Source organism: Candidatus Methylomirabilis sp. (genome assembly GCA_036000645.1).
Lineage (GTDB): Bacteria > Methylomirabilota > Methylomirabilia > Methylomirabilales > JACPAU01 > JACPAU01.
This window is the reverse complement of the sequence record DASYVA010000152.1, coordinates 1-13,011: the sequence shown is the minus strand read 5'-3', so window position 1 is coordinate 13,011 and position 13,011 is coordinate 1. Positions and strand designations below refer to the sequence as shown.

At 70.8% G+C, this 13,011-nt stretch carries 15 protein-coding genes; 8 read left to right on the top strand and 7 right to left on the bottom strand.

Features of this window, described 5'->3' with window-relative positions:
* The 4 genes from VGT06_08720 to VGT06_08705 all read left to right on the top strand — a co-directional run.
* Positions 1 to 407 (top strand): sulfite exporter TauE/SafE family protein (locus VGT06_08720; protein HEV8663206.1); only part of this gene is annotated, 407 nt, incomplete at its 5' end.
* Between the two features lie 18 nt (positions 408 to 425).
* Positions 426 to 770 (top strand): rhodanese-like domain-containing protein, encoded by a 345-nt coding sequence (locus tag VGT06_08715; GenBank protein ID HEV8663205.1) that lies wholly within the window; start codon positions 426 to 428, stop codon positions 768 to 770.
* A complete protein-coding gene (locus VGT06_08710; GenBank protein HEV8663204.1) occupies positions 763 to 1,875 on the top strand; it encodes a pyridoxal-phosphate dependent enzyme in 1,113 nt (370 codons plus the stop codon). Before VGT06_08715 ends, VGT06_08710 begins: the two co-directional genes overlap by 8 nt.
* A 22-nt stretch (positions 1,876 to 1,897) precedes the next feature.
* On the top strand, positions 1,898 to 2,314 hold the full coding sequence (locus tag VGT06_08705) for a PaaI family thioesterase (protein ID HEV8663203.1): 417 nt from the start codon (positions 1,898 to 1,900) through the stop codon (positions 2,312 to 2,314).
* Positions 2,315 to 2,350: 36 nt separating this feature from the next.
* Here VGT06_08705 and VGT06_08700 read toward each other — a convergent pair whose 3' ends face one another.
* The 5 genes from VGT06_08700 to VGT06_08680 all read right to left on the bottom strand — a co-directional run bounded on the left by VGT06_08700 (position 2,351) and on the right by VGT06_08680 (position 7,949).
* On the bottom strand, positions 2,351 to 2,851 hold the full coding sequence (locus VGT06_08700) for a poly(R)-hydroxyalkanoic acid synthase subunit PhaE (protein ID HEV8663202.1): 501 nt from the start codon (positions 2,849 to 2,851) through the stop codon (positions 2,351 to 2,353).
* A gap of 16 nt (positions 2,852 to 2,867) precedes the next feature.
* Positions 2,868 to 3,953, bottom strand: a complete 1,086-nt coding sequence (locus tag VGT06_08695; protein HEV8663201.1) for an alpha/beta fold hydrolase — start codon at positions 3,951 to 3,953, stop codon at positions 2,868 to 2,870.
* 72 nt (positions 3,954 to 4,025) lie between these two features.
* Positions 4,026 to 5,330, bottom strand: a complete 1,305-nt coding sequence (locus VGT06_08690) for a CoA transferase (protein HEV8663200.1) — start codon at positions 5,328 to 5,330, stop codon at positions 4,026 to 4,028.
* Between the two features lie 7 nt (positions 5,331 to 5,337).
* On the bottom strand, positions 5,338 to 6,672 hold the full coding sequence (locus VGT06_08685; protein HEV8663199.1) for a CoA transferase: 1,335 nt from the start codon (positions 6,670 to 6,672) through the stop codon (positions 5,338 to 5,340).
* Between the two features lie 98 nt (positions 6,673 to 6,770).
* A complete protein-coding gene (locus tag VGT06_08680) occupies positions 6,771 to 7,949 on the bottom strand; it encodes a PLP-dependent aminotransferase family protein (protein HEV8663198.1) in 1,179 nt (392 codons plus the stop codon).
* Between the two features lie 329 nt (positions 7,950 to 8,278).
* Between VGT06_08680 and VGT06_08675 the strand changes: the two genes are divergently transcribed.
* From VGT06_08675 to VGT06_08660, 4 genes are read left to right on the top strand one after another with little or no spacing between them, the layout of a single operon-like run.
* Entirely contained in the window at positions 8,279 to 9,739 is a 1,461-nt protein-coding gene (locus VGT06_08675; protein HEV8663197.1) for a diguanylate cyclase, read from the top strand.
* Between the two features lie 12 nt (positions 9,740 to 9,751).
* The gene (locus tag VGT06_08670) at positions 9,752 to 10,195 is read left to right on the top strand and encodes a hypothetical protein (protein HEV8663196.1); all 444 of its coding nucleotides are present in this window, start codon (positions 9,752 to 9,754) and stop codon (positions 10,193 to 10,195) included.
* A gap of 8 nt (positions 10,196 to 10,203) precedes the next feature.
* On the top strand, positions 10,204 to 10,860 hold the full coding sequence (locus tag VGT06_08665; GenBank protein ID HEV8663195.1) for an FHA domain-containing protein: 657 nt from the start codon (positions 10,204 to 10,206) through the stop codon (positions 10,858 to 10,860).
* 24 nt (positions 10,861 to 10,884) lie between these two features.
* Positions 10,885 to 11,556, top strand: a complete 672-nt coding sequence (locus VGT06_08660; protein ID HEV8663194.1) for an acyloxyacyl hydrolase — start codon at positions 10,885 to 10,887, stop codon at positions 11,554 to 11,556.
* 10 nt (positions 11,557 to 11,566) lie between these two features.
* On the opposite strand, the gene VGT06_08655 is transcribed toward VGT06_08660, so the two are convergent.
* On the bottom strand, positions 11,567 to 12,001 hold the full coding sequence (locus tag VGT06_08655) for a response regulator (protein HEV8663193.1): 435 nt from the start codon (positions 11,999 to 12,001) through the stop codon (positions 11,567 to 11,569).
* Positions 12,002 to 12,017: 16 nt separating this feature from the next.
* Positions 12,018 to 12,944 (bottom strand): response regulator, encoded by a 927-nt coding sequence (locus VGT06_08650; GenBank protein ID HEV8663192.1) that lies wholly within the window; start codon positions 12,942 to 12,944, stop codon positions 12,018 to 12,020.
* Positions 12,945 to 13,011 lie beyond the last annotated feature (67 nt).

Here is a 13,011-nt window from a genome sequence, read left to right as displayed (position 1 = left end):
GCCGGTATGCCGGCACCGAGCACGTCTTCCGCGTAGATGCCCTCCGCGGCCTCCTCCTCGGCGTCGGGATCGGCTTCATCTCCGGGCTCCTGGGTCTCGGGGGGGGCTGGCTGCTCGTTCCCCTCCTGGTCCTCGCGATGGGGATCCCGGTCCCCGTGGCGGTAGGGACCTCCCTGGTCGCGATCCTGGCCCCGGCGCTGACCGGCGCCCTGGCCCACTATCGGCTCGGCAACCTCGAGCCCGGCCGCGCCCTCCCTCTGGTGCTGGCCGGCATCGTCGGGGTCCGCGGGGGAGCCTGGGGGGTCGTTCACGTCCCGGAGCGGCACCTGAAGTGGACGCTCGTGGGCCTCCTCCTGCTCGGGGGGGGCTACATGTTGGCGCGGGGTCTCGGGGTCCTGGGTCCCTGAGTCCGGTTAGGGGGTTCGATGGAGATCACAACGGAAGAGCTGAAGGCCAAGATGGCCTCGGGCGACCCGGTGACCCTGGTGGACGTCCGGGAGCCCTGGGAGTGGGACCTCTGCCGCCTCGAAGGGGCGCGCCACATCCCGATGGGGGAGATCCCGGTCCGCTACCTGGAGCTGGACCCGGAGGAGGAGGTGGTGGTCTACTGCCACGTGGGGCAGCGGAGCGCCATGGTGGTGGAGTACTTGCGGCGCCTCGGGTTCCAGAAGGCTGTCAACCTTCGCGGGGGGATCGAGGCCTGGGCGCGCCAGGTGGACCCCACACTCCGGCGCTACGAGCCTGCCCCCGCGCGACTCCCGTATGGGTGACCTGAGCTGTGCGGCCTGCGGCCGGGTCGCGGCCTACGCCGACGGACCCTGGCGGTGCGAGTGCGGCGGACCGTTCGAGTCCCGGCAGGATCGGCCCTTCCCCCGCGCGGCGCTTGGGGCGCGCCCCCCCGGCCTCTGGCGCTACTGGGAGGCCTTCCCCCTCCCCGGCCCGGAGGCGGCCGTGAGCCTGGGGGAGGGGATGACCCCGCTCCTTCCCCTCCGGTGGGACGGGACCGAGATCCTCTGCAAGCTCGAGTTCCTGATGCCCACCGGGTCTTTCAAAGACCGGGGCGCGGCCGTCCTGCTCAGCCTGGCGCGTCAGTTGGGAATCACGCGAGTCGTGGAGGACTCCTCGGGCAACGCCGCTGCGGCGGTGGCCGCCTATGCCGCGGCGGCGGGGCTGGGCTGCGAGCTCTTCGTGCCCGCCGAGGCCTCCCCGGACAAGCTGGCCCAAGCGCGCGCCTACGGCGCGGCGGTGCGGGCGGTTCCGGGGGGCCGAGAGGCGGCGGCGAGTGCGGCGCAGCAGGCCGCTGCGACGGCGTTCTATGCCAGCCACGTCTGGCACCCGGCCTTCTTCGCCGGAACCCGGACCTTCGCCTACGAGGTCTGGGAGCAGCTCGGGGGTCAGGCTCCGGACGTCCTGGTTGTGCCGGCGGGGCACGGGACGCTCCTCCTGGGGAGCTGGTGGGGGTTCGGGGACCTGGTCCGGTGGGGCTACGTGGGGGGGGCCCCGCGCCTGATCGCCGTGCAGGCCGAGCGGTGCGCCCCGCTGGCGGCCGCCTGGGCCCGGCGGGAGCCGCCGCCGCCCGAGCGGACGGTGGCGGAGGGGATCGCCATCGCGGCCCCCGTCCGGCTTCGGCAGATGCGCCGCGCGGTCGAGGAGACCGGAGGGGCGGTCGTCGCCGTGTCGGAGGAGGCCATCGTGGCGGCGTGGCGAGGGGCGGCGCGGACCGGTCTCTTCGTGGAGCCGACGGCCGCCGCCGCTCTCGCCGGCCTCAGCGCGGCATTGCGCGCAGGTCTTTGCCGCCCCGGCGAGCGGATCGTCGTTCCCCTGACCGGGAGCGGGCTGAAGGCGGCCTCTGCGGTGGCCCGGCTCCTGCCCTGATCCCCCGTCCCTGGGAGGGTGCATGGTCCACGAGAATGTCCCCCGTGACTGCCCTTTCTACCGGCTGCTGGGGCTCGAGGTGATCCGCTTCAGCGAGGGGACCTCCGAGGTCCGCCTGAGGTGGCGGGAAGCCCTCGGCAATCTGAGCGGGACGGTGCACGGCGGCGCCCTCATGGCCCTCGGGGACGTCGGGACCGCCTTCGCCATCTTCTCCCTCCTGCCCGCCCACACGACCCTGGTCACGGTGGACCTCACCATGGCGTTCCTGGCCGCGAGCCGGGGGACGGATCTCGTCTGCCGGGGTCGCGCGGTCCGGGTGGGGCGGCGCATCGCCACAGGGGAGGGGCGGATCGAGGACGGAGGGGGGACCCTCGTCGCCACCTGCCTGGGGACCTTCCTGGTGCGGGACGGGGAGGGCGTGGAGGGGATCCGGGACTGAAGGGGTGGGAAACGTCGGGGGGGAGGAAGGGTCCCGTCAGTCTCCGGTCGAGCGCCCGCGATGGAGGAGCGCCTCGATCTTCTCCTCGAGGCCCTCGATCCGGCTCTCCAGGGACACGACCAGCTCGGCCAGATCCGCCACCTGCCGGCGCGAGGGGAGGTTGAGGGCCCGGAGGTATTCCTCCGTGGCCGCGGTCATCTGTTTGCGCACGGGGCCGACCGCGCTCAGGTGCTGGTCGAGGTGCTTCCCCAGCGCGGCCGCGAAGGTCTCGGTCCCCATCGCCTGGGTCAGGACCCTGGACCAGCTTTCGATCCACTCGTCCTGGAACTTCTTCCACTCCTGCAGGAGGTCCGGGCTCGATCCTTGGGTCAGGAGCCTGGACCAGCCCTCCATGCCCTGGTCGAAGAAGGGGCGCCAGAACTGGTAGATGTCCGGCCGCTGGCCCTGGCCGAGCATCTGGGCCCAGCTTTCGGCGCCCTTGGCCATGGCCTCCTTCCACCTCCGGTAGATCTCCTCGGGCGTTTCGTTCGGGCTCATCGCTGTCTCCTGCCCCTCAGGGCCGCGAGCGCTGGGCGAGCCACTGGTTCACCCGAGGCCAGAGGTTGTTCGCCGCCTGCCGACCTGCCACGAGGGAGATGTGGCCTCCCGTCAGCTCCACGTACTCCTTGTCCTGGCTGGAGGCCGCCTCGATGAGGGCCCGGGCACAGGCCGGGGGGCAGATGTTGTCCTCCCGGGCTCCCACCACCAGGAGGGGGCACCGGATCTTGCTCAGGTCCACCCGGCGGCCCCCGAGCGTCAGTTCTCCCCGGATCAGCTTGTTGTCCTGATAAAAGTCCTTGACCCACTGCCGGAAGAACTCGCCCGGGAGGGGCACGTAGTCATTGGCCCACTTGTTCAGGGCCTTGAATCCCGCCACGTAGCGGTCGTTCCAGGCGTTCCACCAGAGGTTGCTCAGGGTGGAGAAGTCCATGGTCGGCTTGAGGAGCTTGAAGCCGAGCCGGACCATCTCCGCCGGCATGGACCCGTAGGTGTCGATGAGCCGGTCCACGTCGAAGACCCGCTTCTGCAGCCAGCACGCGAAGAGGCCGGCCTTGGCGAAGTCGAAGGGCCCGGCCATGTTCACGAAGTTGCGGACGGGCTGGTCGGCGTGCAGGGCGAGGGCACAGGCGCTGAGCGGGGCCCCCATGCAGTACCCGACGATGCTGAGGCCCGGGGCGCCGCCGTGGCGCAGCACGCGCTGGAACACGCGGGGGAGGATCTCGATGACGCAGTCGTCCACGCGGAGCGTGTTGTCCTCCTCCCCGAAGACGCCCCAGTCGAGGAGGTACAGATTGAAGCCGTTGTTGATCATGTACTCGATGAAGCTGCTGCCGGGGGCGAGGTCGAAGATGTACGGCCGGCTGATCCCGATGTTGGGCACGAAGAGGATGGGGATGGGATGGGGGGACCCTCCCTGCGGCGGATAGTGGTACAGCCGGGACTTGTTCCGCCGGTAGACCAGTGTCCGGGGGGTCAGGCCGACCTCGGGTTCTGCCGGTCTGGCCACGAGCTCGGCCGTGTTCGCGAGCCGCTTGAGGGTGCGCTCGATCTCCTCGAGGATCGTCCTGGTGCTCTCGGGGCGCGTGCCAGGGTCGGCCACCGTGTCCCTCCGGGGAATCGGGTCAGGGCCGGCGTTCCCGTCCGGCCCGGGGGCCCCGCCGGCGCGGCGGGGTTACAGGACGTCCCGCGCGCGCAACTCCTGCAGGCGAGTCCGGCCGAGGCCGAGGTACTTCAGGTAGACGTGCTCGTTGTGATGCCCCACCGGACGGCAGGGCCAACGCAGGCGGGGTGGGGTCCCCGTCATGCGCCAGACGGGCATCTGCAGGGTCAGGGGGCCGTACATCGGATCGGAGACCTGCTGGAAGCATCCCCGCGCCCACCAGTTCTCGCGGGAGAGGACTTCCGTCGGCGTTTCGACCCGCCCGAAGACTACCACTCCGGGACCGGGGTCAGCCAGAACCTTTTCCAGGATCTCATCGGCGGTCAGGTGGAGCGACCAGCGCTCGATGGCGTCGCGCAGCACCGGCTCATTCTCCGGCGTCACGCGCGCCGACGTCGTGGCGAAGCGCGGATCCTGCGCCAGCTCCGGCCGCCCCATGATGCGGCAGAGCGCCAGGAAGTTGAGATCGGTGTAGCTGGCGATGAACGCCCACCCGTCCTTCACGCGGATGAAGGTGTACGGGAAGACGGCCAGATCGTAGTAGCCGATCCGCTCGCGGATCCTTTCATTCACGTGGTACCAGAGGAGGGTGTACTCCAGGTAACGCATCAGCCCTTCCGCCGGGGTCACATCCACCATCTGGCCCCGCCCGGTCGCGTGCCTGTGGTGCAAGGCTCCGAGCAACCCGAACGCCGCCCAGGCCCCGCCCGCGTACCCGGCCAGCCACGGCCCCGCCTTGGTCGGGACCCCGGCTGGCCCGGCGTCGGCGCTCGCGGGTTCACCGGTGATGAACGTCAGGCCCGACGCCGCCTGGCTCGTGAGGTCGTGCTCCGGCGTGCCGTCCGCCGCGCGGGGCCCGAACTGGCCGTGGGCCGAGATGGCGACGTAGATGAGGCCGGGATGCTCCGCCGACAGCTGGCGGTACCCGATGCCCCAGGTGTCCATCCGGCCCGGCGGGTACGCTTCGACCACCACATCGGCGCGCCGCGCGAGTTGCCGGAAGAGCTCGCGTCCCTCCGCCCTCTCCAGGTTCAGAGTGATGTAATACTTGTTCCGCCCCTCCGCGAGATAAGCCAACCCCTCGCCCTGATGGGTGAACCCCGGCGGCCCCCAGGCGCGGGCAGGATCCCCCCGGGGCGGCTCGACCTTCAGGACTTCGGCGCCCAGCTCCGCCAGGAACGCGGTGCAGACCATTCCAGCCGCGCTCTCGAGACTCGCGTCCAGGACCAGGAGGTCGTCCAGCGCCTCGGGCTTGGCGAAGGCGCCGCCCGGGTCCTCCTCCTGTCGGATCCAGTCTTCCCAGGGGCGCTCACTCATCCGGTGCTCACTCCAGGATCCCCTCGCCGCTCCAGTCATCCGGCGGCTTCGGGCCGCGCCGGTCGGCCCACTTGCCGATCACCCCGCGCCGCTCCAACTCCTTGAGCTGCTCGGGGTCCAGTCCCAGAAGGCGCCCCAGGACGTACTCGTTGTGGAAGCCGACCGGCTTGGCCGCCCACTTGTAGCGCGCGGGGGTCTCGGAGAGCTTGGGCGCGGGGCCGTGCTCCACCATGGTGCCGTACACGGGATCCTCCATCTCCCACACGGAGCCGCGTGCCTGCAGGTGGGCGTCCTCGTAGTGGTCACGCGCCGTGGCGACGGCGGCGGCGGCAAAGTGATTCCGCCGCGCCAACGCCTCGACCTCCTCCCGCGTCAGCGCCCGCACCCAGGCGCCGATCTGCTCGTCGAGCGCCTCGGCGTGCGCCTCCTCCGCCCGGGCCGCCCGGGTGGCGAAGCGGGGATCGGCGAGGAGGTCCTCCCGCCCCATCGCCCGGCACAGGCCCCGGAACGCCTCGTCGTGCCCTGCCACCACGGCCACGAAGCCGTCGCGGCAAGGGTAGATGCCCGAGGGGCAGGCGGCGGGGTCCCGGTTGCCGGTCTGCGGCCGGTTCTTGCCGGTGAGCCCGGTGTACAGCCAGGTCCAGTCCATCGCCCGGATCAGCGCCTCGCACTGGGCGACCTCCAGGAACTGCCCCTGGCCGGTCCGGTCCCGGAAGTGCAGCGCGGCGAGGACCCCCAGCGCCGAGAGGCACGCCCCGAAGTAATCCCCGATGTAGATGCCGATCTTCAGCGGCGGGCGGCCCGGGAAGCCAGAGACGGCGCTGAATCCGCTCACGGCCTGGGCTAACGCGTCGTAGGAGGCGCGCTTGACGCACGGCCCCCACTGGCCGAAGCCGGTGTTGGCCACGTAGATCAGGCGCGGGTTGATTTCGCGGAGCTGGCGGTAGCCGATGCCCCACTTGCGCTCCAGGGTCCCGGCCCGGTAGTTCTCCACCAGGACGTCGCTCTTGGCCGCCAGTCGGCGGACCAGGTCCTGTCCCTCCGGCTTCCGGAGATCGATTCCCACGTGGTACTTGCTGTGATTCTGGGCGAAGATCCCGGGAGAGACGTTCTTCCAGAACTGTCCCTCCGGGGCCGCGATCCGCATCACGTCCCCGGTGCCCGGCAGCTCGACCCGGATCACCTCCGCCCCCAGCTCCCCCAGGTAGTCGGCGGTGGCCGGCCCAAAGATGATCGCGCTCAGGTCCAGCACCCGGATCCCCCGGAGCGCCTCGGGCTTCTGGGCGATCCGGGCCCGGTCGAAGAGGTGTGCCGTCCAGTCGAAGTAGGGTCTGTCGTCCATGCTGTTGAGCCGCGTGGTTCCCTAGAGCATACTAGAGCATACTCGAATGCCGCGAAGTTTCGAACAGAATCCCCTTCGCGGGGCACCCTCGCTCCGGGTCAGCCCTCGATCGCGCGCGCCAACCGCGCCACGCCCTCGTCGATCTCGCCGAGGGCTGGACTGACGAAGTTCAGCCGCATGGCTTCCTCCCCCCCACCCGCCGGGAAGAAGGGGGCGCCCGGGACGTAGGCGACACCCGCATCAAGGGCCTTGGGAAGGAGGGTGGTGGCTGACCGGCCGCGGGAGAGCCGGAGGAGGAGGAACATCCCGCCGGCGGGGCGCGTCCAGGTCGCCCGGCCCCCCAGGTGTCGCGTGAGGGCCTGGAGGAAGGTATCCCGCTTCGCCCGGTAGGCGGCTCGCAGGTGCGTCACCTGGGCCGGGAGATGCCCGGCGCTGAGGTAGCGGTGGACGAGGCGCTGGGTGAGGGAGTTGGCGTGGAGATCCGTGACCTGCTTCAGGAGGGCCAGGCGCCCGATGACGGGGGCCGGCCCCGCGATCCAGGCCACCCGGAGCCCGGGGGCGATGGTCTTGCTGAAGGTGCCCAGCGTGAGGACCGGCGCCTCCGGGGCCGCTGCCGCCAGGAGGCCCGGCTCCCCGGGATCGTAGCGGAGGTCCAGGTAGGCCTCATCGGCGAGGACGGGCACGCCGGCCCCAAGCGCTGCCCGGAGCAGGGCGCGGCGCCGCTCCGGGGCCAGGGTGGCGCCGGAGGGGTTCTGATGGTTCGGCATCGTGTACAGGAGCTTCACCCCGGGTCGGCGCAGGGCGGCTGCGGCGGCCTCGGGGTCCAGGCCCTCCCCGTCCGTGGCGACGGGCCGCGCCGTCGCCTCGAACGAGGCGAAGACCTGCAGGGCCGCCAGGTAGCTGGGCTCCTCGGTGAGGACCACATCCCCCGCCTGGAGGAGGGCGCGGGCCGCCAAATCGATCCCCTGCTGCGAGCCGCTCACGATGAGGACCTGGGCCGCCCCGGTCGGGACTCCCCGGGCCGTGAGGTCCGCCGCCACCCACTCCCGCAGCGGCCGGTACCCCTCCGCCTCGCCGTACTGGAGCCCTCCCCGCCAGTCCTCCGCCAGGACCTCGGCTGCGACCTCCCCCAAGGCCTTCGCGGGGAAGCCGGCGGGGTCCGGGAGGCCCGAGGCGAAATTGATGACCGGGCGCTCTGCCAGCACCCGGATGAGCTGCATGATCGGCGAGGGCTCCACGCGCCCCATCCGCCCCGCATAGCGTGCTTCCCAGTCCATGACCCCCCCGGTCGGAATCCCCGACGTGTACCACGTTCCCCCTGCCGCGCCAAGAGGTGGGTCGTGAGCAGCGCGGCCGCCTCACTTTCGTGGCGCTGGTCAAGGTTTTCAGCGTCGGCAAACTCGGATGGGCTCCTCTTCGCCCTAGCGCGGGCCTGGCCGGGCCTCCGTGGCCGGCTATCCGGAATTTCAATAGGTTAGGAGTCTCCTCTCCGCCTCTGGGCTTCGGGTGATCTGCCCTTGGCCCGCTTCCTGCACCGCCACCGGGTCCGCGTTTCTTTGTCCGGTTTCCGGCGCAAGGGCTCGGTAATGCAGGCTTGGGAGCCGCCATGGGGTCCGCCCAGCAGACACCTTCCCCTCCACGGTCGCTCGGCCCCCGCATCCTGGTCGTGGACGACGAGCCGATCGCCCGCCAGATCATCACGGACGCCCTGACCGATCGGGGATTTGCGGCAGAGGCGGTGCCGGACGGCTCCGCTGCGCTGGAGCGGGTGGCCGCCGATCCACCCGCCCTCGTTCTCCTGGACATCCTCATGCCGGGGCTGAGCGGTCTCGAGGTGCTCCGGAAGCTGAAAGACGACCCGAAGACGCAGCCCATCCCGGTCATCCTGGTGACCGCGAAAGACAAGCCCGCGGATCTGGTCGAGGGACTGGAGGCGGGGGCTGACGACTATCTCACGAAGCCGGTGGACCCCTCGGAGCTCCTGGCGCGTGTCCGGGCGCACCTGAGGACCCGGGACCTGCTGGGCCAGTTTGACAAGGACCGGGAGGATATGGCCGCCGTCCTCGAGATCTCCCGGGCCGTCTCCTCGACGCTCAAGTCGAGCGAGATCTTCGGGATCCTGGTGGACCGGACGGCGCGGATCGTCCAGGCCTACCGTTGCTCCCTGGTCCTCATCGGGGAAGCCCACGACACCGCGTACGTGGTGGCCTCCCACGATGACCCGACCGTCCGGAACCTGAAGATCTCGCTGCGCAAGTACCCCGAGATCCGGATGGCCGTGGCGCAGCGGCAGCGGGTCGTGGTGGAGAATATCCAGGAAGACCCCCTCATGGCCGAGGTCCGGGACAATCTGAAGGGGGTCCCGTTCGTCTCGATCCTGGTGCTGCCCATCATCCAGCGGGAAAACGTGGTGGGAACGCTGTTCCTCCGAACCAGCCGCCTCACGCCGGGCTTCACCGACCGCGAGATCCGCCTCTGCCAGCTCATCGCCGACATCGCCGCCGGGTCGCTCCAGAACGCCCATCTCTTCGAGAGCCTGGAGCTGGCCAACGTGAACCTGGAGCGCCTCGCGCTGGTGGACGACCTGACGGGGGTGTTCAACCGCCGGTTCTTCTTCCGCCGGCTGGAGGAGGAGTTCCAGCGGGCCCGGCGCTACAAGTTCCCCCTGGCCTGCATCTTCCTGGATATCGACCGGTTCAAGCCGGTCAACGACCGGTACGGCCACCTGGTGGGGGATCAGGTCCTCACCGAGGTGTCCGAGGTCATCCGGAGCTCCATCCGCCGGACCGATATCCTGTCCCGCTACGGGGGGGAGGAGTTCGCCATCCTGCTCCCCATGACGTCCCGGGATGGGGCGGCCGTAGAGGCGGAGCGGATCCGGCAGGCGGTGCGGGCCCACGCGTTCGGCGGCGATGCCGGGCCGGTGCACATCACGGTCAGCCTCGGCGTAGCCGCCTTCCCGGCGCCGCGGGTCAGTAGCGTGGAGGATCTGATCGCCCGGGCGGACGACGCCCTGTACCAGGCGAAGTCGCAGGGCCGAGACCGGCTGGTGGCCTCGGCCGAGTGAGGAAGGGGACCGATGCGCGGGTGGGGGGTCACCTGTGGGGCGCTGCTGCTGGCGGCGTGCGCCGGTCGGCCGCTGCCGGTGACGCGGCCCCCGGACATCGTTCCCGGCGCGCCCGTCACCCCGCGCTCCACGCCGCCGACCCCTCGGCCCCACGCGCCGGCCCCGGTCCCGGAGGCCCCCGAATCCCCCCCGCCCATCGTGGCCGAGCGCCCTCCCTACCTGGTCCTGATCCCCGGCTCCGAGGTCTTCTACGCCCCGGAGCAGGCGGTGGACCTTTTCTTCTACAATGGCCTCTGGTTCACCCGGCACGGGGGGCGCTGGTTCTACGCGGCGGACTACACCGGGCCCTGGACCTACCTTTCGCCCCGGGGCGTCCCCCCTGCCCTGGAGCGCCTGCCGGCGGAGTACCGCGGCGCGCCGGTCAGTCCGCGGGGGGGATCGCCCGGCGCGGGCTAGGGGGAGGGATGGCCACGCCGGGGGAGGGGGGACTCTGGGCCCGGTTCCTTAGGGGGGTTGTGGGCCGAGCCCTCGACCGCGTGGAGGAGGTCCGCCAGAGCGTGCAGCGGGGCGCGAAGGTCATCATCGGCTGCCCGGAGTGCGGGACCCGCTACTCGGTCCGGGAGAAAGACGTCGGGCACGGGGTGAAGTGTCCCAAGTGCAACGTCATCCTCCCTCTGGAGGCGAGTGCCGAGGGGAGTGGAGGGAAGCCGCTCCCCGCCTCGAAGGCCGCCCGCCCGGCGGCTGGCATCTCCGCCTCTCTCACCGACACCCTGGTCACCAAGGGCCGGCTGGCCGACGAAGAACCGCTCCCCCCCCACCTGACGCTCACCGTGACCGTGCTGGAGGGGGCCGACACCGGGACCCGGATCACCCTCAGCCGGACGCGGACGGTCATCGGGCGCCGGGATGCCCACATCCTCCTGAACGATCCCGAGGTCTCCAGCCTCCACGCCGCCGTCACCGTCGAGGGGAACCGCTACACCATCCGGGACCTCCGGAGCACCAACGGGACCTTCCTGAACGGCAGGCGCATCGTCGAGGAGGCGGACCTGGCCCACCTGGACGAGATCCGGCTCGGCCGGACCACCCTTCTCTTCACCGCCACCCGCAGCGATCCGTGAAGGGACCATTTCGGGGTCATGGGCGTGCCCGCCCGTAGCGGCAGGCTCCTGGCCGTGGCGGTCGTGTGGATGCTCGGGCTCCTCGGCCCATGCGCTCCCGTCGGCGCACAGGAGCACCGCGAGGAGCCAGGGGGATGGAGGCGGGACGCGGGAGAGGACGGCGGAGCCTGGGGCCTCAGGAAGGGGCGACAGGAGGTCGGTGTCCTCGTCGGGTATGGATTCGAGATCGACGCGAGCGGCTCGAGCAAATCCGACATGATCAAGAACCTCGAGTTCACCCTGGTTCGACCCCGATGGGGGCTCTTCCTGACGGATCGGGTCGGTCAGGGGCTTCTCGAAGGCCACCTCGAGCTCTTGGTCGAACCGGCGTTCCTGCTGAGCACGAGACCCACGCGTCGCACCGGGTATGAATTGTCCGTCCTCTTCCGCTACCACTTCGCCACCGGGTCCCGGTGGGTTCCCTTCGTGAGCCTGGGCGCCGGGATCATCGAGGAGAACTTCGGTGTCGCAGGGAGACACTCGGCCGGATTCAACTTCACGCCCCAGGGGGGACCGGGGGTGAGTTACTTCCTCGATCGGAATCTGGCCGTGAGCCTTGAGTGGAGGCTCTACCACGTTTCCAACGCGAACACGGACACGCCAAACGTCGGACTGAATATCAGCTTTGTCCTCCTCGGGCTCTCGATCTTTTTCTAAGGAGTCTCGCTTAGGCCCGCCGCCCCTCGAGGAGCCCCCGGACCGCCTCCACCAGGGCCCCCCGCAGCGTGTCGCTCGCCTTCTGCAGGTAGCGCGCCGGGGCGCAGTACTCGACGGCCGCGGTCAGGGTGTCGTTGGGGGGGACAGCGGTAAGGAAGAGGATGGGGATCCGGGCCGTCCGCCCCAGGCCCTGCTCCAATCCCCGCAGGGCGCGGGCGGCCGAGATCCCATCCAGGTGCGGCATCATGATGTCCAGGACGGCGAGGGCCACGCCCCCGGGCCGGCCGAGCCGCTCCCCCACGGCGGCCATGAACTCCACCCCGTCCCGGCAGGTTACCACCTGGGCGGCGAGTCCGCTCTTCTCCAGGGTCTCCCGGACCGCGCGGCGGAACAGCTCGTCGTCCTCTGCCAGGATGATGCAGCGCTCCGCCGCCGTGACCGTCATGCCCGCCTCCTCCCCCTCACGCCGCCAGGGGCGTGAGGATGCCCTTCGTCACAAGCTTGGCAATGAGCTCGGCCGCCTTGAGCTCGTCCTCGCTCGCCTCCAGCACCTCTTCCACGGTCCGGGCCCCGGTAAACTGCTCCAGGAGGCGCTCGAGGTCCGCCGCGAGCCGGCGGCCTTGGAGCAGGCTCGTGAGGCGAGGACTGACCACCAGTCGGGTCCCCGGGGGGGGCAGGGACGCCCGAAGTCGGCCGAGCTCGTCGAAGCGCCGGGCCCCTTCGAGGAGGAGGGCCTGGCTCCTCGCCGTGATGGCCGCCCCGGCGGGGACGTGTGGATCCCCGGGCTCGAACTGGAAGACGCCCTCGGTCCAGCCGAGGAGCCGGTAGAAGGCGCCCTCCCCCACGCGCGGGCCCAGGACCGCGCCGACGATCCGCCCCCTCCGGAACTGAACCACCCCCCGCCGGGCCTTGGTGAAGATCTCCAGGGTCCCGCTCTTCTGCTCCAGCTCCAGGAACTGGACGATGCTGGGCAGACTCAGGTCCGCCAGTCGGCCGCTGAACCCCTTGCTCCGGGCCGCGGCGCGAAGGGCCTTCTTCACCCGCGCCACCACCTCGGGGGGATGGAAGGGTTTCGTGATGTAATCCTCCGCCCCCATCTCGAGCCCCTCGACCCGGCGCTCGGCTCGGCTGTCCCCCGTCAGGAAGATGATGGGGATGTCGCGGGTCTCGGCCTGCTGCTTCAGGGCCTTGGCCACCTCGAACCCGTCCTGATCCGGCATCACCAGGTCCAGGAGGATGAGGTCGGGGGCGTGCTCCTGCGCCCGCCGGAGCGCGGTCACCCCGTCCCGGGCGTACAGGAGCTCGGCATCGAGATCCCCCAGGCACTCCGTGAGGAGCTCGGCGAAGAATCGCTCGTCGTCCACGATCAGGATTTTGGCGCGCGCCATGCGCTGCCCCCGCCTCCCCGCGGGGCGTTTCCCGGATACCATGCCCCTCGGGGACTGTCAACGCCGC